This window comes from Sorangium sp. So ce1504 (genome assembly GCF_051521635.1).
Lineage (GTDB): Bacteria > Myxococcota_A > Polyangia > Polyangiales > Polyangiaceae > Sorangium > Sorangium cellulosum_B.
Map to the genome: position 1 here is coordinate 13,225,383 of NZ_CP150365.1, position 21,624 is coordinate 13,247,006.

General features: G+C 71.2%; 15 protein-coding genes. 12 read left to right on the forward strand and 3 right to left on the reverse strand.

The window, feature by feature from the left end; genetic code table 11:
• Positions 1-49: 49 nt before the first annotated feature.
• The 6 genes from WMF39_RS49950 (at position 50) to WMF39_RS49975 (ending at position 6,938) form a co-directional block, all read left to right on the forward strand.
• Positions 50-1,135, forward strand: a complete 1,086-nt coding sequence (locus WMF39_RS49950) for an ABC transporter ATP-binding protein (RefSeq protein ID WP_437743476.1) — start codon at positions 50-52, stop codon at positions 1,133-1,135.
• Between the two features lie 137 nt (positions 1,136-1,272).
• The gene (locus tag WMF39_RS49955; RefSeq protein ID WP_437743477.1) at positions 1,273-3,138 is read left to right on the forward strand and encodes a DUF2330 domain-containing protein; all 1,866 of its coding nucleotides are present in this window, start codon (positions 1,273-1,275) and stop codon (positions 3,136-3,138) included.
• A gap of 77 nt (positions 3,139-3,215) precedes the next feature.
• A complete protein-coding gene (locus WMF39_RS49960) occupies positions 3,216-3,800 on the forward strand; it encodes a Uma2 family endonuclease (RefSeq protein WP_437743478.1) in 585 nt (194 codons plus the stop codon).
• A gap of 25 nt (positions 3,801-3,825) precedes the next feature.
• Entirely contained in the window at positions 3,826-5,070 is a 1,245-nt protein-coding gene (locus tag WMF39_RS49965; protein ID WP_437743479.1) for a molybdopterin molybdotransferase MoeA, read from the forward strand.
• A gap of 80 nt (positions 5,071-5,150) precedes the next feature.
• Positions 5,151-5,528: a DUF1304 domain-containing protein gene (locus tag WMF39_RS49970; RefSeq protein WP_437743480.1), complete on the forward strand. Its 378-nt coding sequence runs from the start codon at positions 5,151-5,153 to the stop codon at positions 5,526-5,528.
• A 381-nt stretch (positions 5,529-5,909) separates the two neighbouring features.
• Entirely contained in the window at positions 5,910-6,938 is a 1,029-nt protein-coding gene (locus WMF39_RS49975) for a sialate O-acetylesterase (RefSeq protein ID WP_437743481.1), read from the forward strand.
• A gap of 144 nt (positions 6,939-7,082) precedes the next feature.
• Here WMF39_RS49975 and WMF39_RS49980 read toward each other — a convergent pair whose 3' ends face one another.
• Complete coding sequence (locus tag WMF39_RS49980) at positions 7,083-9,530, reverse strand: TonB-dependent receptor domain-containing protein (RefSeq protein ID WP_437743482.1); 2,448 nt, start codon at positions 9,528-9,530, stop codon at positions 7,083-7,085.
• Between the two features lie 423 nt (positions 9,531-9,953).
• Between WMF39_RS49980 and WMF39_RS49985 the strand changes: the two genes are divergently transcribed.
• The 4 genes from WMF39_RS49985 to WMF39_RS50000 all read left to right on the forward strand — a co-directional run bounded on the left by WMF39_RS49985 (position 9,954) and on the right by WMF39_RS50000 (position 15,918).
• A complete protein-coding gene (locus tag WMF39_RS49985) occupies positions 9,954-11,513 on the forward strand; it encodes a BNR repeat-containing protein (protein WP_437743483.1) in 1,560 nt (519 codons plus the stop codon).
• A 404-nt stretch (positions 11,514-11,917) separates the two neighbouring features.
• Positions 11,918-12,889 (forward strand): type II secretion system protein GspC, encoded by a 972-nt coding sequence (gene gspC / locus WMF39_RS49990; protein WP_437743484.1) that lies wholly within the window; start codon positions 11,918-11,920, stop codon positions 12,887-12,889.
• 281 nt (positions 12,890-13,170) lie between these two features.
• Entirely contained in the window at positions 13,171-15,015 is a 1,845-nt protein-coding gene (locus tag WMF39_RS49995) for a vWA domain-containing protein (protein WP_437743485.1), read from the forward strand.
• A 60-nt stretch (positions 15,016-15,075) separates the two neighbouring features.
• Entirely contained in the window at positions 15,076-15,918 is an 843-nt protein-coding gene (locus WMF39_RS50000) for a hypothetical protein (protein WP_437743486.1), read from the forward strand.
• Between the two features lie 659 nt (positions 15,919-16,577).
• On the opposite strand, the gene WMF39_RS50005 is transcribed toward WMF39_RS50000, so the two are convergent.
• Entirely contained in the window at positions 16,578-16,850 is a 273-nt protein-coding gene (locus WMF39_RS50005) for a hypothetical protein (protein ID WP_437743487.1), read from the reverse strand.
• A gap of 25 nt (positions 16,851-16,875) precedes the next feature.
• On the opposite strand from WMF39_RS50005, the gene WMF39_RS50010 reads away from it, so the two are divergent.
• Complete coding sequence (locus WMF39_RS50010; protein ID WP_437743488.1) at positions 16,876-18,000, forward strand: glycoside hydrolase family 11 protein; 1,125 nt, start codon at positions 16,876-16,878, stop codon at positions 17,998-18,000.
• A 220-nt stretch (positions 18,001-18,220) separates the two neighbouring features.
• On the opposite strand, the gene WMF39_RS50015 is transcribed toward WMF39_RS50010, so the two are convergent.
• The gene (locus tag WMF39_RS50015) at positions 18,221-19,492 is read right to left on the reverse strand and encodes a CapA family protein (protein ID WP_437743489.1); all 1,272 of its coding nucleotides are present in this window, start codon (positions 19,490-19,492) and stop codon (positions 18,221-18,223) included.
• A 232-nt stretch (positions 19,493-19,724) separates the two neighbouring features.
• On the opposite strand from WMF39_RS50015, the gene WMF39_RS50020 reads away from it, so the two are divergent.
• Positions 19,725-21,611: an FAD-binding oxidoreductase gene (locus tag WMF39_RS50020; protein ID WP_437743490.1), complete on the forward strand. Its 1,887-nt coding sequence runs from the start codon at positions 19,725-19,727 to the stop codon at positions 21,609-21,611.
• Positions 21,612-21,624 lie beyond the last annotated feature (13 nt).

Below are 21,624 nucleotides of genomic sequence, written 5' to 3' on the forward strand. Positions count from 1 at the left end.
GCCTCTTCCGCCTCCCCCGCGCGCTTTGCCGGCCCTCCGAGGTGAATCGATGGATGTGATGGTCGAGCTCCGCGCGGTCACCAAGCGATTCGGCGCCTTCCACGCCGTGAGCGAGGTCGACCTCCAGATCAGGGCGGGCGAGTTCATCACCCTCCTCGGCCCCTCGGGGTGCGGCAAGACGACGCTGCTCCGGATGATCTCGGGCTTCGAGACGCCGTCGAGCGGCGCCGTCTTGCTGGAGGGCAAGGACGTCACCCACGAGCCGCCGTACCGCCGGGACGTGAACCAGGTGTTCCAGAGCTACGCGCTGTTCCCTCACATGACCGTGCAGGAGAACATCGGCTTCGGGCTGCGGATGAAGAAGGTGCCCCGGGCGGAGATCGACGAGCGGGTCCGGGCCGCGGTCGCGATGGTGTCGCTCGGGGGCATGGAGCAGCGCAAGCCGTCGCAGCTGTCCGGCGGGCAGCGGCAGCGGGTCGCGCTCGCGCGGGCCATCGTGTGCCGCCCCAAGGTCCTGCTGCTCGACGAGCCCCTCTCGGCGCTGGACGCGAAGCTCCGGCACGCCATGCAGGTGGAGCTCAAGGAGCTGCAAAAGAAGCTGGGGATCACCTTCGTGTTCGTGACCCACGACCAGGAAGAGGCGCTCACCATGAGCGACCGCATCGCCGTGATCAACAAGGGCCGGATCGAGCAGCTCGGCGACGCGTCGCAGATCTACCACCGCCCCAAGACGACGTTCGTCGCGAGCTTCATCGGCCAGGCCAACATCCTCCGCGCGACCGTCCTCTCGCGGAGCGGCGAGCGGGCGCGGGTCCAGCTCGACGGGGGGCTCGAGCTCCTCGTCAACGCCGAGCACCTGGCGGGCGGGGCCGGGAGCACCCTTGTCTCCATCCGGCCGGAGAAGATCGCGCTCCGCAGGGAGCCGCAGGGCGCGCCGGAGAACCGCTTCGAGGCGCGCGTCGAGGACGAGCTGTTCAAGGGCGCCACCGACCAGCTGCGCCTCCGGACCGACGCCGGCCTCGTGCTCACGGCGGTGGTCGCCAACGAGAGCTCCGGCCAGGCGGCGCTGCACGTCGGAGACCGGGTGTTCTGCCACCTCCACCCCGACGACATCGTGATCGTCCACGAGGGGTGATCCTCGCCGGTCGGCCGTCGCGCCCGTGTGGCGCCGGGGCGTCGTGAACCGGCGTTCTCAGCCGGACGCGGCCGCGTGGAAGTTGGCCTCGAACAAGGCGTACTCTGCGGGGCATGCTGCTTGCCAATCGGCCTCGCATGCCCCGACGGTCGCTTGCGGTCGCTCTTTCTTCATCGGTCCTTCTCTCGCTCTCCGGCGACGCCCTCGCCGCGGGGGCGTGGCTGCCCGGCGCCGGACAGGCGTCGGTCGAGCAGCGCGTCGCCGTCGCGGCCGGGCCGGAGCGCACGACGCTCTGGACGAGCCTGCGGTTCCAGGGCGCGAGCGGGCCCGTGGCCCTCGTCGTTCCGGTGCCGCCGCTCGCCGCGCTCGACACGAGCTCGGACGCGTGGTTCGAGGCGCTCGAGGCGGCGACGGCGCCCCGGGTGCTCCCGCCCCAGGGCGTCGACCCGTACTGCCCGGGGGAGGCGGGCGCGCCGAACCCCTTCGAGACGGTAGGGCGGCTCGCCCACGAGGCCACGCTCGAGCCGGTCGAGGTGACGGTGCTCGAGGACGCCGACGCGGTCGCGCGCTGGGCGGCGTCGGCCGGGCTCGCGCTGTCCTCCGAGGCGGCCGCGCAGCTCGGGGGTCTGCAAGGGATGCGGTTCGCGGCGGCCCGCTTCGACGCTCCCGGTGGCGCGGCGGTCACGAGGACGCTGCGCATCGCCATGGGCGGCGGCGAGCCGATCCTGCCGCTGTCGCTGGCCGGGGCGGGCGCAGGCGACGTGCAGGTGACGGCGTGGCTGCTCGGCGACGGCCGGGGCGCGCTCTCGGGCGCGGCGCCGGTGACGCTCCCGCCGGCCTCGCTGCGCTGGGACGCGAGCGCGCAGCGCAGCGATTATGCGGAGCTCCGCGCCGGGGCCCTCGGCCAGGCGGGGCTCCACGGGGCGCTCGTCGAGGGCGCGGGCCACGAGGCGCTGAGCCGCCGCATCTCCCTCGGCAGCGACAGCGTGGACAGCGTGATCGAGGCCTATTTCGCGCGCGCGAGCGCGTACGGCGACATCGGCGATGCGCCGGGCACGTGCGCCGCGGTCGCCGCGGCCGCGCTGGAGTCGAGCCTCAAGGTCGCCGCGAGCTGCCCGCGCGCCGCGCACGGCGTTGTCGACGGCGCGCTGGACTGCGCGGAGGCGCCCCGGAGGGACGAGACCGATCCCGACCTCCTGCGCTGCGGTCCGGCCGCCGACGATCTCGCGGTGGGGCTCTCCGGGCTCGCGCCCTCGTCCGTGTGGCTGACCCGCGTCTCGCTCCGGCTCGCGGCCGGGCAGCCCGGCGCGGACTGGCCGCTGACCTTCGGGGAGGGCTCCGCGATCTCGCCCGTCGTGAGGGCCGGGCGCGTCCTCGTGGACGAGTGCTCCGGCGAGGCCGGCGCTGGCGGCGCGGGCGGCTCGTCGGGCGTGGGCGGGCCCGACGGCCTGGGCGGCGGGCCGGGCAGCGGCGGATCGAGCCCGACCAGCGGCTCGTCGGGCGCCGGGAACCCGCCGCCGGACGATTACTACGACGAGCCGGCCGCCGACGTGGGCTGCGGCTGCTCCGGCACCGCCGATACGGTGGTCGTGGACGACGTCGATCCGCAGGACGTCGAAGACGACGAGTACTACGCGGAGGACGACGGCTGCAGCGGCGATACGAGCGAGCCGGCGCCCGAGGACGAGTACTACGCGGAGGACGACGGCTGCAGCGGGGACACGAGCGAGTCCGAGGACGAGTACTACGCGGAAGACGATGGCTGCAGCGGGGACACGAGTGAGTCCGAGGACGAGTACTACGCGGAGGACGATGGCTGCAGCGGGGACACCGACGACTCCGCCGAGTCGGAGGACTGCTCGATCGCGGGCGAGCGGCAGTCGAGCGCCAGGAAGAAGCGAGGGCCGAAGCTGTCGGTGATGGCGCTCGGGATGTTTGCGCTGATCGCGCCCCTCCGGCGCGCGAGCCGGCCGCGGAAGGGCGGCTCGCGCGGCGGGCGGTAGGCCGCGCGGCGGCGCTCCGGGAGGGGGGCGCACCGGCGGGGCGGTTCCCGTGGCATACTCCCGGACGAGGTCATGACGTGAACGCGCCCGCCCGCCGGCTCTCCTTCACCTACGCCGAGTACCTCGAGCAGGAGCGGGCGAGCCCGACCAAACACGAGTTCCTCGGCGGCGAGATCTTCGACATGGCCGGCGGCACGCCGGAGCACGCGCGGCTCGCGGCGCGGGTGACCGTGGCGCTCGGCGCGCAGCTCGGCCGGCGCCCCTGCGAGGTGTTCTCGTCCGACCTCCGCGTGCGCGTGCGCGCCACGGGCCTCGCCACCTACCCCGACGTGAGCGTCGTCTGCGGCCAGATCGCGCGCGATCCCGAGGACAAGGACGCGGTGGTCAACCCGCTGGTGCTTGTCGAGGTGCTGTCGGACTCCTCGGAGGCGTACGATCGGGGAGAGAAATTCGCGCATTACCGCCGGATCCCCTCGCTGAGGGAGTACGTCCTGGTCTCCCAGGCGCACCGGAGGATCGAGGTCTTCCGGCGCAACGAGGACGGCACGTGGACGCTCTACGAGGCCGGGCCCGGCGAGCGCGCGCGGCTCGCGTCGATCGACGCCCTGCTCGATGTGGACGAGGTGTACCGGGGCGCGCTCGAGGCCTCCGCGGCGGTCTGAGCGGCCGTCGTTCCACGGAGAGCCGATGCGCGACGTCCGGATGCGGGGTTTTCGCGAGCACACGGCGGTCGAGCGCGCGCTCGAGGTCCTGGAGCGGCGGATCCAGCGGCTCGGTGACGAGCTGGTCCCGATCGGCGAGGCGGTCGGGCGGGTGGCGGCGGAGCCCGTGCGCGCGCGGATCAGCGTGCCCCACTTCGTCCGCGCGGCGATGGACGGTTATGCGCTGCTCGGCGAGGCGACCGCCGGCGCGGCTGCTCTCGCGCCGGTGGAGCTCGCGCTCGTGGGCGCGTCGTTCCCCGGGCGCCCGCACGCGGGCGCGATCCGCCGGGGCGAGGCGGTGCGGATCACGACCGGGGCGCCGGTGCCGGAGGGGGCGGACGCGGTGCTGGTGGCGGAGCGCGCGGAAGAGGGCGCGGGCCGCGACGGGGCGGCGGTCGTGCGGGCGCGCGAGCCGGTGCCGTCCGGCAAGCACGTCGCGGCGATCGGCGAGGACGTGCTGGAGGGCGCGGAGGTCGTGCCGGCGGGGCGCCGGCTGCGCCCGCAGGACGTCGGCGTGCTCGCCTCGACCGGGGTCGCCGAGGTGCGCGTGGTGCGCAGGCCGTCGGTGCGGATCCTGATCACGGGCGACGAGCTCCTGCCACCGGGGAGCGCGCCGAGCGGGGCGTGCATCGTCGACACGAACAGCCTGGTGCTCTCGGCGCTCGCGCGCCGTGACGGCGCGGAGGACGTGGCCGTCGCGTACGTCCCCGACCGGCGCGAGGCGGTGCGGGCTGCCATCGAGGCAGCGGGCGGGGACGTGGTGCTGGTCTCCGGCGGGTCGTCGGTCGGCTCGGAGGACCATGCGCCGCTCGTGCTCGCGGAGCTGGGTGAGGTGGTGGTCCACGGCGTCGCGATGCGCCCCGCGAAGCCCGCTGGGTTCGGCTTCTTGCGCGGGGGGCGGGCGGTGTTCCTGCTGCCGGGCAACCCGGTGTCGTGCCTCTGCGCCTACGAGTTCTTCGCCGGCCCGTCGATCCGCGCCCTCGGCGGGCTGCCGCGCGCGTGGCCGCACCGGCGGCGGCGGTGCGTGGTGGCGAGCGAGATCGCCTCCCAGCCCGGGCGCGTCGATTACGTGAGGGTGCGTGTCGAGGGAGATCGGGTGTTTCCGATCGCGACGAGCGGCGCGTCCATCCTGTCGTCGACGACGCGCGCGGACGGCGTGGTCATCGTGCAGGCCGAGGAGGCGGTGATCGGCGAGGGCGCCGAGGTCGAGGTGCTGCTCTACGACGCGTGAGGCGGAGGAGGGGCGCCGCGCTTGGAGCACGCTTCTGGCGCATCCGGTGGCGCCACGGCACGCGTGGTAAGGTGCGCCGCATGCTGATCGCTTCTCGGATCGTCGTCACGTTGATCGGAGTCCTTCACATCTACATCCTCATCCTGGAGATGTTCTTGTGGCGCTCGGAACGAGCGTACAAAGCGTTCGGTACGACCCCCGAGGTCGCCGCGATCACCGCGCCGCTGGCGGCCAACCAGGGGCTCTACAACGGATTCCTCGCCGCGGGCCTGCTCTGGGGCGTCATCCATCCGAACAGGGCCTTTGCGTGGCAAATCCAGACCTTCTTCCTCCTCTGCGTGGCCGTCGCCGGTGTCTACGGCGCCGCGACGGCAAAGCGCTCCATCCTGTTCGTGCAGACCGTCCCGTCGGCCATCGGCCTCGCCTTGGTCCTGCTCGCAAATCAGGCGGGTGGCTGAAGCGAAGCGGCTCGGCTGGCGGCGTCCGGGCGGCGGCGTCCGCGCGGCGGCGCGCCGCGGGACCCAACCTGGGACGCGGCGCGTCCGTTTCAAATTTCCGCGGTCCCGGACCGTGAAACCGCTTCGCTTCGACAGGACCGGTCGGCGCTCGAGGCGCACCGAAGGACGAACTCCGCCGATGATGGAAGAATCTATCGATGGTGGCCTTCTCCTCGCGTCGTCCCAAGCCGAATCCTGGATGCCAGGCTCCCAAGTTGCGATAGATTGGGCCTCGGCGCTGAGCTCTTTGCGGGCGAGGTTCGTCCTGCCGACATCGCACCGCTGGCCCACCAATTCGGCCCTTCCGTTCTGATCGCGCCTCGGCGCGACGAGGTAACGACCATGACCCAGATGAACCGCACACTCCGAGGCACTGCCAGATTCCTACTCCTCCCATTTCTCGCCATCATCGCCGCGTCGGGTTGTGGCGAGTCCTCTTCGCCTGGCGCGACCGGTGAGGTCGACAACACCGGGGGGGCCGATCCGGGAACCGGAGGCGGCGCCACAGGCAGCACGACCGCGGGGAGCGGAGGCGGCGCCACGGGCAGCACGACCGCGGGGACCGGAGGCGGCGCCACGGGCAGCACGACCGCGGGGACCGGAGGCGGCGCCACGGTAGGGACCGGATCGGATAGCAGCGGGGCAGGCACCGGCGGCGCGCCGAACTCACGTCCGACGTTCCACGTCTTCATGCTCATGGGTCAGTCGAACATGGCTGGCGTCGCGGACAAACAGGCCAGTGACCAGAACTCTGACCAGCGGCTCAAGGTCCTCGGCGGATGCAACCAGCCGGCCGGACAGTGGAACGTGGCCAATCCGCCGCTCAACGATTGCCCCGGTGAAAAGGGGTGGAACCTGTCGACGGCGGTCGACCCAGGCATCTGGTTCGGCAAGACCCTGCTCGGAAAGCTGCCTGAGGGGGATACGATCGGGTTGGTCGGTACTGCTGAGAGCGGTGAGTCGATCAACACGTTCATCTCTGGCGGCTCGCATCACCAGATGATCTTGAACAAGATCGCCAAGGCGAAGACGGCCGAGAATGCGCGCTTCGCGGGCATCATCTTCCACCAGGGTGAGTCCGACAGCGGCCAGAGCTCATGGCCCGGCAAGGTCGTTCAGCTCTATAACGAGGTGAAAGAAGCCTGGGGTGTCGACTACGACGTTCCCTTCATCCTTGGAGAGCTCCCCGCGGGCGGGTGTTGCAGCGGTCACAACAGCCTCGTGCACCAAGCGGCCGATATGTTGCCTGATGGATACTGGGTCTCTCAGGATGGGACCAAGGTCATGGATCAGTACCACTTCGATCATGCGTCCGTCGTTCTCATGGGCACGCGTTATGGTGAGAAGATGATCGAAGCCTTGAAGTGGTAACCTGAGGCATCCCCGCATTTTCCCCTCGCCGAGGAGAGCTGCGGTGACTGCGCCTGCCGTGGTCGGTCGACCCTGAAGCATCCTCTCCTCCCGCCGGAGCGGGCGCGGGCCGTCGCCAGCCTGGGGCGCCGCGCCTCCGGGGCGTCAGAACCCGCCCTCCAAGCCGAGGTTCGGGACGGTGACAGGCCCGAACGTCGTCGGCTCGCACGACGAGAACGCATCGCACATCCCCGGCATGGTCTCCTTCGATAACGTGGTGTTGAGCACGTCGAGGACGACCGCCAGCCAGCCCGCCTTCCCGATCGACCAGCGCTTCTCCAGGCGGACATCGAGGCGGAAGAACGGCGGCAGCCGCTCCCACCGCGGCGCTCCGCCGGCGAGGGATCCGGAGCCTCCGGGGACGCCGCTGATCGGCGGGAGCGTCGCGCCGCCGATCCTCTGGGGGAGCCCGGAGTAGAACACGAAGCGCCCGCCAGCTCTGTACCCGCGACCGAGGTCGTAGGTCAGCGCGACGTTCGCCACGTGGGTCCGGTCGAACGCGCTCACTTGCCGGCTTCGGCCGATGCTCCGCGTGGAGCGCGACAGCGTGTACGACGCGAACCCGCCGACGCGCCGCGTGAGCCGCCGGTGGGCCGACAGCTCCACGCCGGTCGCGGCGCCGAGCGCGCGGAGCGTGAAGGCGTCCTCGACCGATTCGAGGCCCAGCGAGCCGAGCGCGTCGGTCATGTTGAAGAACGCGTTATGGAACACCGAGACCGTGGCCGTGATGTCCGCCGGCAGCGCGAGCTCGACGCCGGCGCTCGACTGGAAGCTCCGCTGGAGGCCGTCCTCGAGGCGCGGGCGGAAGCCGGGGATCGGGACGACGAAGCTCGGCAGCTGGGAGGCGATGCCGTGCGCCTGCACGAACGTCACCCCGCGCCCGAGCGAGAGCCGCGCCGAGAGCCGCGGATCGACGGCGAGCGCGACCGTGCCGTCGGAGTGGTAGAGATCGAGCCGGAGCCCGGGGGTGATGCGCAGGCGCGGGGTGATCGCGATGTCCGACTCGATGTAGCCGCCCACCGTGAGGTCGACGCGGCTCAAGAGGAGATCGTCGACGGGGACGTCGTCGTCATCGTCCGGCGCGACGTCGCCCGGGTCGTCGGCGCCGGTCGCGAGATCGAGCTCGTTGTCGTCGACCACGGCGTCGATGCCGGCGCGGATCATCGTCTCGTCGCGCAGCCGGTGAGCGAGCGAGAGGCGCGCGCCGAGGCTCCGAGTCAGCGCTTTCTGGCCGTCCCCGATCCCCGTCTCGTCGTGGCCGAGCGTCAGCGCGCCGCGCAGCGCGCTGCCCTGGCCATAGGCCTGGTCGTACCGGAGATCGAGCCGGTGAAATGTCGTGTCGAAGAGGGTCGTCTCCTCGCCGTCTTCCTCGCTCCCGAGGAAGTCGTGGGCGCCGAACGCGAAGAGGCTCACCCGGCCTTCCGGGACGACCTCGTAGGACAGCCGGGCCTGGTAATCCCAGTAATCGAGCGCGACCTCGGGGGCGGCGAGCGAGAGGAGCAACGCCGTGTACGAGTAGCGGCCGCCCACGAGCGCGGCCCCTCGGTTTCCGGCGAAGGGACCCTCGACGAGCCCGCCCACGTCGACGAGCCGCAGCATGCCCTCACCGTGCCAGTACGGGAGCGGCGGCGTCGTCTCGCCCGCGACGATGCCGCCGGCGTACCGACCGTGACGCGCGGGGTAGCCGCCAGGGTAGAGGTCGACGCGATCGACGATGCCGGGATGGACCACGGAGGGCCCGAGCCCGAGGTGATAGAGGTAGGGGACGCGGATGCCATCGAGGAAATAGCCGACGTTGCCCGGCGGTGAGCCGCGAACGTAGAAGAACGGCAGCCCCGAGACGATGGGGGTCACCCCGGGGAGCACCTCGAGGGCGCGGAAGGGGTCGCCGAACGCGCCAGGGACGATCCTGACCTCGCCGCGGCTCAAGCTGGAGACGCCGGGCACCGGTTGCTCGCCGCGCACGGTGACCTCGATCGCGCGCGGCGCGCTCGGCGCCGGCCCGGCTGCCGTCGCCGGGCGCTCCGGCGCGGGCGCGGAGGTGCCGGGCGGCGCGGCTGCGGAGGCGCCGGGCGGCGCGGGCGACGCGGCTTCGGTGAAGCGGACCTCGACGCGGATCCTGGCGGCGACCGGCGCGCCGTTCCTGGTGGCCGGCGCAAAGCGGAACGACGTTGCGGCGGCCACGGCGGCCGATGCGAACGGCTCCACGCCATCCTCGGCGACCGCGGAGCGGACGGTGCCCTCCGCGTTGACCGTGAGGACGAGGTGGACCGTCGCGTCACCATGCGCCCCAGCAGGGTAGTCGGCGCCGAGCGGCGTGAGCGGCGATGGTGGTACGAGCGCTGCCGGCGGCGCATCGGGGGGCGGCGCATCGCCGGACGGCTTTGCAGGCGGCGCGTCGCCGGACGGCTTTGCAGGCGGCGCATCGCCGGACGGCTCCGCAGGCGGCTTTGCATGGGGCAGCGGCGTGTCAGGCGCGGCGGCGGCGAGGCACGGCGCGAGCGCGCTCGCGAGCAGCGCTGCGGCTGCCGTGGATCGCCGGAGAAAGCGCATCGCCGCGCCGCGGAGGGGCCGCTCAGCGAGGACCAGCGCGGGGCGATGCGCCGCAGAGCGTGGCTGCCAAGTGATCGAAATCATGTGAGTTTTTGTGTAAGCGGCGCTCGCGCCAGCGTCTTGATGGGTTTCCCGGGGAACCGGTCGATCGGATCGCTCTCGTCGGATCGGGGTGTTCCGGAGGACGACCGCCAGCTTCTGCCATGATCTACGCCGAACGACCGCTCACTTTCCCCTCACCGGCTCGAACAGCACGTTGCGCTGCCAGGTCTTCCTGTGGAGCGTCCACTTCGGACCGCTCGGGTCGGTGGGCGATGACAGCGCAATGCGATTGCTGGAGCGCTGTTTGCCGCGAATCCTTCAACGACCACCGCTTGCCTCGCTTGGTACCGCCGCGGTACGGCAGTATCCTCGGGCAAACGCATGACCCTCCGACTTATCTTCTCCCTCCTGCCCGTCCTTGCGCCGGTTGCCTGGCTGACGAGCTGCAGCGACGGCGAGCGCCCCTCGACGCCCGAATCGTCGACGTCCTCAGGCTCAGGCGGCGCGAACCCGGGCGGCGGCGCGGTGGCGACGACCTCCGAGGCCACCGGCGCGGGGGGCGGCACGACGACGACCAGCGGCGCGACGATCGACAGCACGACCGTCAGCAGCACGACGACCGGCGGCGGAGGGGCGGAGCCCGTCGCGCCGGGGATCGTCAAGCTCGGCGAGGGAAAGCTCGCGGAGTCGGGGCTCACCGTGGTGTCCTACGGCGGCTACCTGAACGGCGAGTCGTTCCAGCAGGACGCGATCGTGTCGTTCGGCGGCTTCCAGTACACCGCCTTCTGGAACACCAACCGCAACGTCGTCCTCGCGCGCCGCCGGCTGCCGGCGAGCCCCGGCGGAGCGGCAGGCGCCTGGGAGAAGTTCGACTTCAAGGATTACCGGCTGAGCGCCGACGACGCCCACAACACGATCTCTCTCGGGATCGCGCCAGGCGACGGCACGCTGCACCTCGCGTTCGATCACCACGGCAGCAACCTGCACTACCGCCGCTCGGTCACGGGTCTCCTGACGGACCCGGAAGGCGCGGCCTGGGCCGCCTCGAGCTTCGGCGCCGTCTCGAGCGCGCTCGTCGGATCGACCCGCGTGTCCCTCGTGACGTACCCGCGGTTCGTCACCGAGCCCGGCGGGGACAAGATGCTCCTGAGCGCCCGGATCGGCGAGAGCGGTAGCGGCGACGAGCACCTGTGGGAGTACGACGCCACGACGCACGCCTGGAGCGCGCTCGGCGAGTACATCGAGGGCACCGACGCCAGCATGAACGCCTACCTGCACGGCCTGTCGTACACGCGCGGCGGCTCGCGCCTGCACGCGGCGTGGTGCTGGCGGGACACGCCCGACGCGACGACAAACCACGATCTCCTGTACGTCTACAGCGACGATCACGGGCGCACATGGAAGAACAACGCAGGCGCCACGGTCGCGACGACCGGAGCCTCCTTCGTCTCACTGCGCACGACGGGCCTCTCCGTGTGGCCCATCGGCCAGAACCGAGGGCTCATCAACCAGGAACACATGACGGTCGACACGAGCGGCCGCGTCCATGTGCTGCTCTCGCACCTCCCCGACGCCGAGACCGACAATTCGAACTTCACCAGCGCCCGGACGCGCAGCGAGTTCTTCCATTATCTCCGCGACACCGACGGGACCTGGGCGCGCCACGGCATCGGCCTGAGGGGGGTCCAGAACTTCCGGGGCAAGCTCGCGATCTCCTCCACCGAGAACGTCTATGCGATCCTCCCCGATCTCCGCATCGCCGGCGCCTCTCCGAGCGACGGTTACGCGACCTGGACGCTCCTCGACGCCGCCGACTCGGGCCGGTTCTTCTCCGATCCTCTGATCGACGCCGCCCGACTCGAGACCTCGGACGAGCTCACCGTGTACTACCCAGCGCGGAGCTCCGTGGACATCTGGGGCCTGGAGTACACGCTCCGCTGAGCCGCGCGAAGGGCGCTCCTCAATCCCCGAGCGCGCCCTTCACGGCCCCGTTCCCCAGGGCGAGCGCGCGAGCTCGTTCGTGGCGCCGTCCCCGTTGCCCGTCAGCTCTCCCCTGATCGACGGATCTTCCGGTTGTTCCACCGGGCGACGCGCGTGATGCGCGCGGGGCGCGCTCCGTGTCCGTATCGGACGAGCCGCGACCGGCGCTGAGCGGTCCAGTCAGAGCGGCAGTCCCTGCCCCATGGGGACGCGCGTCGCGCTCGCTCTCGCGCAGGCACGCTCGGTGCTCGCCCTGAGGCGCGGTCTTGCCGGTGGCGAGGGCGTGCACTGCCGCGAACGCCGCGGCGGCAAGGGACACTCGCGCAGCGAGCCCCGGCGCGCTCCGGCCAGGAGGAGCGTTACTCATGAACCCGGACGCGTTCGTCAAGCGCCGATTCGCATTCATCCTGGGAGGATTGGTCGCGGTCTCCGCGTATTTTCAGGCCTCCGGGGTATCTCAGCTCATCGCTCACCAGATCACGCGGGACGGCGAGGCCTCCGCCCCCCTCGTCATGGATCCGGTCGACGTGCCGCTCTCCGAGGATGATCCCCCGCCCAGCGCGGCGCCGATCCTGGAGCGCAATCCGTTCGACTCGACGACAGGGCCGCTCGTACCCCCGCCGAGCGCCGCGCCCGCCGGCCCGGCGGACCTCTCGCAGCTCGACCCCTACCTCGCTCCACCCTGCGATACGGGCCGCGTCGTGCTGATCGCGATGTCCGAGGACCCCGAATGGTCGTTCGCCGCCGTCGAGAGCGACGGCGGACACACGGCGCTCGGGCGGCGAGGCGGAGAGATCGCCGGCCGCAAGGTCGAGGACATCGCCTGGGATCGGGTGTGGATGACCTCGACCTCGGGGGGCGCGCGCTGCCAGATGCAGCTCGGCAAGAAGGGCGGAGAGGGCGGCAAGAAGGAGCCCGAGCCGCAGGCGGCAGCGCCGGCTCCGCCCCGCGCCACGTACCGCCCGAGCAGCAAGAGCGATGTCCCGCCCGAGATCGCCTCGCGGATGCAGCGGGTGAGCGACACGGAGATCGACATCGACCGCTCGGCGGCCGAGAAGATCTTCGCGCAGCCCGAGCTCGTGACGCAGACCTCGGCGGCGATACCGGAGATGCGGGACAACAAGGTGGTCGGGCTGAAGATGATGGTCAAGCCAGGCTCGGTGCTCGAGTCGTTCGGGGTGCAGAGCGGCGATATCGTGAAGTCGATCAACGGCATCGACCTGACGGACCCACAGAAGGCCATGCTGGCCTACTCGCGCATGCGCTCCGACAAGAGCCTTTCCGTCGTCGTCGAGCGCGACGGCCGCCCGACGAGGCTCAGGGTCAACATCCGCTGAGGCGAGGAGGCGGGCCCGGCCGGCAGCCGCGCTCCGCGCAGGACGCCGGGCGCCCCCGGCCTTGTCGCACCCGCGGGCGGCGGCGGCCGGGCGGCGGCCGACGCGGAGGCCTTCCGCCGGCGCACGGGCGACTCCTGCCGAACAATGCGCGATCGCCGCTGTCTCTCCGGCTGGAGCGCCCGGCGGCGGCCGGCGCCGTCGCTCCGGAGCGGAGCGACAGAACAGATGCGGCGCTCACCCGTCAGACCGAGCACCCGCTCTGTCCGCGGGAGGGGAAGACCATGAACGAACTCGGAATCGTGTGGGTGAAGCGAGCGCTCCTCGGCGGATCGCTCGCGCTGGGGCTCTCGGGGGCGGGGATCGCGTGCAGCACGAAGGAAGCCCCAGCGACGTCGGAGGCGTCCCCGGCGTCGATGCCGCTCGGGAACGCCGCCGAGGCGAAGCGCGAGGCCGTGGCGTCGGCCGCCGAACCCCTCCTGGTGGCGCGTGAGCCCGCCGCCCCCAGGCTCGACATGGCGGGTGGGAAGGGGCGCGCAGGCGCCGACGGTCTGGTGGTCCCCGCCCCGGCGGCCACCGCGGCGCCGGGCGAGGGCGCGGCCCGCGCCGCGGCGCCCGAGGCCGCGGGCCTCGACCCGAACGGCCGCTTCGCCACCACGTACCGCCCCGGCGGCGGCCACCTCGCCGCGTTCGAGTCCGCGGTCGCGCGCGGCATCGTCCCGCCCGACGGGCGCGAGCTCGTCAGCGACGTCGGCGCCCGCTACGCCCCGTCGATCGACGTCCCGAAGGGCTCGGCGCTCGCCCTGCGCACGGACCTCGAGCGCACGCGGGTCCCGCCCGGCGGCGGCCCGGTGCACGTGCGCGTCGCGCTCCGCTCGACGGCGCAGGCGCCCGCGGCGCGGCCGCACCTGTCGGTGCACCTCGTGCTCGACGTGAGCGGGTCGATGCAGGGCGAGCCCATGGCGCGGGCGCGCGACGCGGCGCGGGCGCTCGTCGACAAGCTCGACGCGAACGACGACTTCTCCCTTGTCACCTTCTCGAGCGGCGCCGACGTCAGGATCGACGATGGGCCCGTCGGGCCGCGGCGGGCGGCGATCAAGGCGACGATCGACGGCATCCGCGAGGGCGGCGGCACCAACATCGGCCAGGGCCTCGCGCTCGGCTACGCGCAGGCCGCGCGGCCGGGCATCCCGGAGGGCGCGGTGAAGGTCGTGCTGCTGCTCTCCGACGGGCGCGCGAACTCCGGGATCACGAGCTCGGAGCGGCTCTCGCGCCTCGCGCTCGACGCCTTCCAGGGCGGCGTCCAGACGAGCACGTTCGGGCTCGGCGCCGACTACGACGGCGCGCTGATGAGCGCCATCGCGAGCGACGGCGCGGGCGGGTACTACTACCTGCGCGATCCGGATCAGATCGCCCCGGCCCTCGCGACGGAGCTCGACAGGCGGCTCGATCCGGTCGCGACCGCGGTCGAGCTGCGGGTGCGGCTGAAGCCGGACGTGAAGCTGCTCCAGGTCTACGGGTCGCGCCGGCTGAACGACGTGGAGGCGGCGCGCGTGCGGACGATCGAGGCCGCGGCGGACGCGCAGTCCGCGCGGCGCGACGGCATCGAGCGGGACCGGCAGGACGACGCCGAGGGCGGGATGCGGTTCTTCATCCCGGCGTTCTCGCGCGACGACAGCCACGCGATGCTCTTCAAGCTGGGCCTCCCGGCGGGCGCGGACACGCGGGCGATCGCGGCGATCGAGCTCAAGTACAAGGACCGCGTCGCCAAGAAGAACGTCGTGGACGAGGCGCCGCTCCGGGTCGCGTACGCGACCGGCGACGCGGACAGCGCGGCGAGCGCCGACCCGTCGGTCGCCCGCACGATCCAGGGCTTCGCCGCCGGCGAGACGCTGGCCGAGGCCGCCCGCCAGATCGCGCTCGGCGATCGCGCCCGCGCCGCCGCGCTGCTCTCCGAGCGGGAGGGGATCCTGCATGCCGCGGCCGAGGCGCTCGGGGAGCCGCTCTTCCTGAAGGACGCGGCCCGCCTCGCGCGCCTCCGCGGCCACGCGGGGGCCGCGGGCGGCCTGGGGGATCCGCTCGTGCTGGCGATGCTGCTCGAGACGGCCTCGCGGACGCACCTTCACTGAGGGCGGGGCTCGGGGCACGATGGCGCGGGGGCGATGCACCGGCGGAGCCGAGGGGCGGACATGACCCAGACATTCACACTCCGGCGCGATGTGGCGGCGCAGCACGTCGACGTCGCGCCGGGCGGCGAGATCGTCCTCCGCGGCAAGCTGGTCTGCTCGACCGACGCCTCGGTCATCGACGCGGCGACGACGACCTGGCCCGCGGGCGCGCCGGGCGGCGCGTCGGTCGACAGCGGCGGGCTCGTCGACCTCGAGCAGGGCGGCTTTCACATGACGAGCCGCGACCCCGCGACCCACGAGGTCCGCGCCATCGCGACAGGGGATCCGGCCCCCGCGTGCGCGCTCGCGGGCGTGGAAGCCCCGTGCCTCCCGCTCCGGCTCCTGCCGCTCGCGCGCTCGCGGCTCCAGACGGCGCAGGAGCTGGGCAGCTGCCTGCACGGGGGCATCACGGTCGAGGTGCCGGACGCCGTGCTCCCGCCCGTCGCGCCCGCGGCCGTTCCTTACGTGCAGGGCGCGGCCGTGCTGCTCGGCGCCTCCGTGCTCGTGTCGATCGGGTGGGTCGTGCAGCGCCGGCGCGCCCGATCGCCGCGCGGCCGCCTGCTCGATCTTGCGAAGCGCACCCGGGCCAAGCTGAGGGCCGCCGACCCCGTCGTGGCCGCGCCGCTCGTGCCGGCTGTGGAGGCCGCGCTGGGCGCGCTGAAGCGGCGGCGTGTGGACGCCGCCTCGACGGAGGGCAAGCGGGTCGCGGAGGTGCTGCGGCGGGTGGAGCTGCGCGTCGACGCGTCGGCCGTGGAGGCGCGCGCCGACAGGGAGCAGCAGGCGGCGGACGAGCTCGTCCGCGAGATCGAGAGCGCGCTCGAGGCGGTCGACGAGGTGGACGGCGCGCGGCGCGGGGGGGCCTGAGGTCGACCAGCCCCCGCCGGAGGTCTGCGCGACGCTGCTGTCGCGCGGCGTCCATCTCGCCTCCATCCGCGCGATGTACCGGCTGCTCGCGCCTCCGGCGAGCGCGGCGAGCGGCGCGCCCAGCGTGCGCTGATGAAGCACGCCAAGCCGACGCTCACCGCCACGGCCCCAACCCGATCTGGACGTGGGACATCACCGAGCTGCGCGGGCCGCTGCCTGGGGTCTTCTACTGCCTGTACGTCGTCCTCGACCTGCTCAGTCGCATGACCGTTGGCTGGAGCCGGAACGCGCCTCTCTGCGCGATCCACTCATAGGATTCTCGTCCGGCCTGTCTCAATCCTGTTGGCATTTTCCGCCCCCTCTGTGCCAACGTTGGGTGAGAAACACGAGCAATGAAACCGCGCAAAATGGCGTTGTGTCGCGGTCGCTCCATGGCGTATAAATCCAGTCGAAGGACCACATGATCTTCCAGAGAGAGCATGGGTGTCCGGATAAGGTTTCGGACTCTGCGAATGGCACTACATGATCCTGTGTGATCATATGCGAATGTCGTTGTCTCCCCTGGTCTCAATGCGCGACAGAGAGTCCCTGACAGGCGAGTCGCTTCGTGTGCATCTTCGGGAAACATTGGAAACATCTATGAAAAATTTAAAGCAGAATCAGTTCTCTCGTTGGTTCATACTGGCGTTCGCGTCAGTCGCGCTAGCTGGCTGCGGCGATGATACCAATCCCACAGGGCCCTCGAGCAGCTCATCGTCTTCTAGCAGCTCTTCCTCCTCCAGCTCCAGCTCCAGCTCCAGCTCCAGCTCCAGCTCATCTTCGAGCAGCTCCAGCTCGTCTTCGAGCAACTCCAGCTCATCTTCGAGCAGCGCCAGCTCGTCTTCGAGCAGCTCCAGCTCGTCTGGTGGCGATCTCGCATTGGTGGTCGCCATCAACTCCGGTGGTACTTCGAGCGCAATGGTCGACGGCGTGGAGTACCAGGCGGACAAATACGCTAGCGGTGGTACGCCCAACAGCACGCAAGACGCTGTCGTCGGTGGGCAGCTTTACCAAACAGAGCGGTATGGCTCATTCAGTTATGAAATTCCGGTCACCGCCAACGGCAAATACACCGTGAAGTTGCATTTTGCGGAAATCGATAAGACCAGCGCTGGCTCGCGCAGTTTTGGCGTTGCGATCGAAGGTAACACCGTTATCAGTGATCTGGATATTTATACCGAAGTTGGTCATGACGTGGGCCACACGGAGACCTTCGCGGATATTGCGGTGAATGACGGCAGCGTCACCATTGAGCTGATCAAGGGTGTAGATAACCCCACCATCGCAGGATTTGCTATTTTCTCCAACGATGGAGAGCTGGATACAACGGTCACGCCCCTCCCCGATTTCTCCAAGTACTCAGCCTACACTCAGAGATACACTGAGAAGACTGTGATCAATTCGAATCACGCGACGGGTCACGTTGGTGATTTCTTCTTCACTCACTGGAAAGATGGCGGTTCGACATCTTTGACTGTGGACCCGAATGGTGAGTTCAGCGTGACCTGGCAGGGCGGTGGCTATAACTATGTCGGTGGTCCCGGATGGCATTACGGAGATGAGAAGAGGGTGATCGGCTACCGCCTCAATAACGACAGCGGCGCGAGCTACATCGCTCTGTACGGCTGGGGGTACGACAAGAGCATGCCCACTTCAAACGCGGCACACCTGGTGGAGTATTACATCCTGCAGCGATGGAGCTATGATCCCAGCCAGGGTGCTACCGCTGGCAAGACCTTCACGAGCGATGGGGTCGAATATTCCACTTACCGCTCGACGCGGCAGCAGCAGCCCTCTATCAATGGTCGCTCCACTTTCTACCAATACTGGAGCAAGCCTGCTCGGGCGCAGGCCCTCGGACAGGACCACAAGATCATATTCGCCGATCACCTGAAAGCATGGGCCGACACCGGCTGGATTGTCCCGAACATGAACAACCTGGATGCGAGCGACGATCCCACCTATCAGGTCCTGGCCGTCGAGGTGTTCAACCCCGGTAGCAATGGAACTGCAGCTGGTCGCGTCTGGAACGCGACGCCCTGATCCAAAGAAAATGTGGCGCTCCTGAGCGCTTCGTGGGTGTACGGCGCGAACGCCCGTCGAATGCCTCGATGGCGCCGTGCTCGACGCCATCGAGGCTCCCCGCTTCGCTCCGATCCGCTTCGCGGGCGCCCTTTCGGGCGGCCTCCGCCCAACAGCCGGCGCCGACCGACGGTGCCGAGCGATTCGCGCGCGTGCCCGCCGCAGGGCCGCGAAGCGTCGCTCAGCGGATCGGGCCGGCGACCCTCGGCGGCGAGGCGGGGGCCGCCTCCGCGGCGGGATCGAGCGGCGCGCAGCCGTCGGCGGCGAAGGGGCCGATCGCCGGCTCGCCCTTGACGAACGCCGAGACGCGGCGCATCCGCTCGGCGAACGCCGCCTCGGTCTCGGCCCGCCGCGGGTCGGCCGCGAGCGGGACGGTCCCGAGGCCCTCGCTGCGCACCGGGCAGATCTCGGCGAGGGGCGGCGCGCCCCGCCGCAGGCGCAGGCGCGCGAGCATCGCGAGCTCGGCCGCGGGGCCGGTCCTCTTCACCTTCATGATGAAGTTGCCGAGGCTGTAGAAGATGGGCCGGCCGCGGCGGAGCTCGATGCCCTGGAGCACGTGCGGGTGGTGGCCGAGGAAGGCGTCGGCGCCCGCGTCGATGGCGGCGCTGGCGAGCGCGCGCGCCTGAGGAAGCGGGGTGTCCAGGTACTCGGTGCCGCCGTGGTAGCTCACCACGACGGCGTCGACGCCGGGCCGCTTGCGCGCGGCGCGCACCGCGGCGGCGAGCCCGTCCCGCTCCGCGGCCGCGACGAACTCCCGCGCCGGGTGCTGCCAGAGCGAGCCCTGGTTCCAGATGCCGGTCACGGCGAGCAGCGCCACGCGGAAGCCGCGGTGCTCGATGACGGCCGGGGCGTACGCCTCGAGCCGCGTCCGGCCGGCGCCCACGTAGGCGACGCCCGCGCGCTCCAGGTGGCCGAGCGTCTCGAGGAACGCGCCCTTGCCGTAGTCCCACATGTGGTTGTTCGCGAGCGACACCACGCCGATGCCGGCGCGCGCGAGCGCGTCCGCGCCGGCCGGGGGGCCCGTGAACACGAGCGGCTGGCGCGCGTGCTGGGTCTCTCCGCCCTGGTCGCTGAGCTGGTTCTCGAGGTTGACGAAGCGCACGTCGGCGGACGCGAACAGCGCCGCGACGGAGGCGAACGGATCGTACGCCGGATCGCGGAGCAGCTCCTGGCCGAGCGCCTTGCCGAGGCAGACGTCGCCGCCGGCGAGGAGCGTGATCGCGTCGGCCGGCGCGGTGGGGGCAGCGTTGGGCGCGGCGGGGGCAGCGTTGGGCGCGGCGGGGGTGGCGGCCGGCGCGGCGGGAGCGCCGCGGGCTGTCGCAGAGGCGTCGCGGGGCGCGGCCGGCGCGACGACGGGCGGCGGCGCGAGCCCGGCGCCCACGTTGGCGGACCGCTCGCAGCCGATCTGCGCGGCCGCTGCGCACATCGCGAGAAAGAAAGGGGCAGGGCGCATCGCGAGCGGCGTCTCGGCGCGCATTATCCACGGGCCCGCGGCCGCGCCCAAGTATCCGGTGGTACGCCCGCCGACGTTCGTGCCACCATCGCCGCGCGTTGAGCAGGCCCAGAAAAGCCGCGGCGTCGATCGGCGGCCGCGCGCTCTCGATGGACGTCCGGCCCGCTCCAGCGCGACCTACTCGGGATTGGACGCGCGCTCGTGCGCGGGTTGCTTGGAAGGCCTTATCTCCATGGTGAATCGAAGACGTGAGACTCCCTCGGGCTCGACGCTGCTCTCTTCGCGCGGCGCGACGCCGTCGAGCACGCGCATCGTGCCGGGCCCCGCGGCGCGCGACGAGGCGCGCGACGAGGAGCGCAAGGACGGCTGGGGCTTTGCCGACACCCGGTTCGTGGTCAAGCCGAGCGGCAGCGTCGTGCTGACCGGCACGCGGTACAGCATCAGCAACGTCGAGCTGCCGTCGCTGCTCCCGTGGATGTCGGCCACGCTCGCCGCGCCGCTCTCGTACGAGAACCGCAACGAGCCGCACTACCCGCCCCGGATCCCCGACGCCAAGGTCGCGAGCGAGCTGCTCGCCGCGCTCCGCGGCTTCCTGGCGGACGATCAGATCTCGCAGGACCCGCTCGTGCGCCTCCGGCGCGGCCACGGCCACACCGGCGCCGAGATCTGGGCGATCCGCTACGAGCGCCTCGAGCGCGTCCCGGATCTCGTCGTGTTCCCCGCGTCGCACGACGACGTCGTGCGCCTCACCGAGGTCGCCAAGCAACACGGCGCGTGCCTCGTCCCGTTCGGCGGCGGCACCAACGTCACGGACGCCCTGCGCCTGTCGATCCACGAGGAGCGGACGGTGATCGCGGTCGACATGCGGCGCATGAACAGGATCCTCTGGCTCGATCCCGTGAACCGCATGGCTTGCATCGAGGCGGGCGCGACAGGGCGGCACATCGTCGCGGAGCTCGAGAAGCACGGGCTCACCATGGGGCACGAGCCCGACAGCCTCGAGTTCTCGACGCTCGGGGGGTGGATCGCGACGAACGCGAGCGGGATGAAGAAGAACCGTTATGGCAACATCGAGGATCTCGTCCTCGACATGCAGGTCGTGACCGCGCGCGGCGTGGTCGAGCGGCCGCACGTGGCCCCGCGCGAGAGCGTCGGCGCCAACCCGAAGAACTGCATGTTCGGCAGCGAGGGCAACTATGGAATCGTCACCAGCGCTGTCGTCAAGCTGTTCCCCCTGCCCGAGGTCCAGCGCTACGGCAGCGTCATCTTCCCCGACCTCGCGCGCGGGCTCGCGTTCCTCTACGACCTGCAGGGCGCCGGCGCGCTGCCCGCGAGCGTGCGCGTCATGGACAACACGCAGTTCCATTTCGGTCAGGCGCTCAAGCCGAAGAAGTCCGGGCTGCTCGCCCGGGTGAAGAGCCAGGCGGAGAAGCTCGTGGTGACCCGGATCAAGGGCTTCGATCCGCACCAGCTCGCCGTCGCCACCCTCGTGTTCGAGGGGACGAAGGAGGAGGTCGACTTCCAGGAGAAGACGCTCTACCGCATCGCGGCGCAGCACGGCGGGATGAAGGCGGGCGCGGCGAACGGCGAGCGCGGCTATCAGCTCACCTTCGGCATCGCGTACATCCGCGATCTCACGTTCGAGCACTGGGCGATCGCGGAGAGCTTCGAGACGAGCGTCCCGTGGAGCCGGGCGCTCCAGCTCTACGACCGGGTGCGCCAGCGCATCCTGCGCGAGCACGAGCAGCGGCGCCTGCCTGGCAAGCCGTTCTTCACCGGCCGCATCACCCAGGTCTACCCCACGGGGGTCTGCATCTATTTCTATCTCGGCTTCTACGCCAAGGGCGTCGACGATCCCGTGCGCCATTACGCCGAGATGGAGCACGCCGCGCGAGAGGAGATCCTCGCCGCCGGAGGGTCGCTGTCCCACCATCATGGAATCGGCAAGATCCGGCAGGATTTCGTGAAGGACATCTACTCGGACGGCGCGCGCGCCTTCATGCAGCAGGTGAAGCAGGCCGTCGATCCGGACAACCTGTTCGGCGCGGCGAACCACGGCGTGCTCGGCGAGGTCGCGCTCACGAGCGCGGAGGAGCAGGGGCGAGCGCCCTCGCCTTGACCTGGGCGGCGCG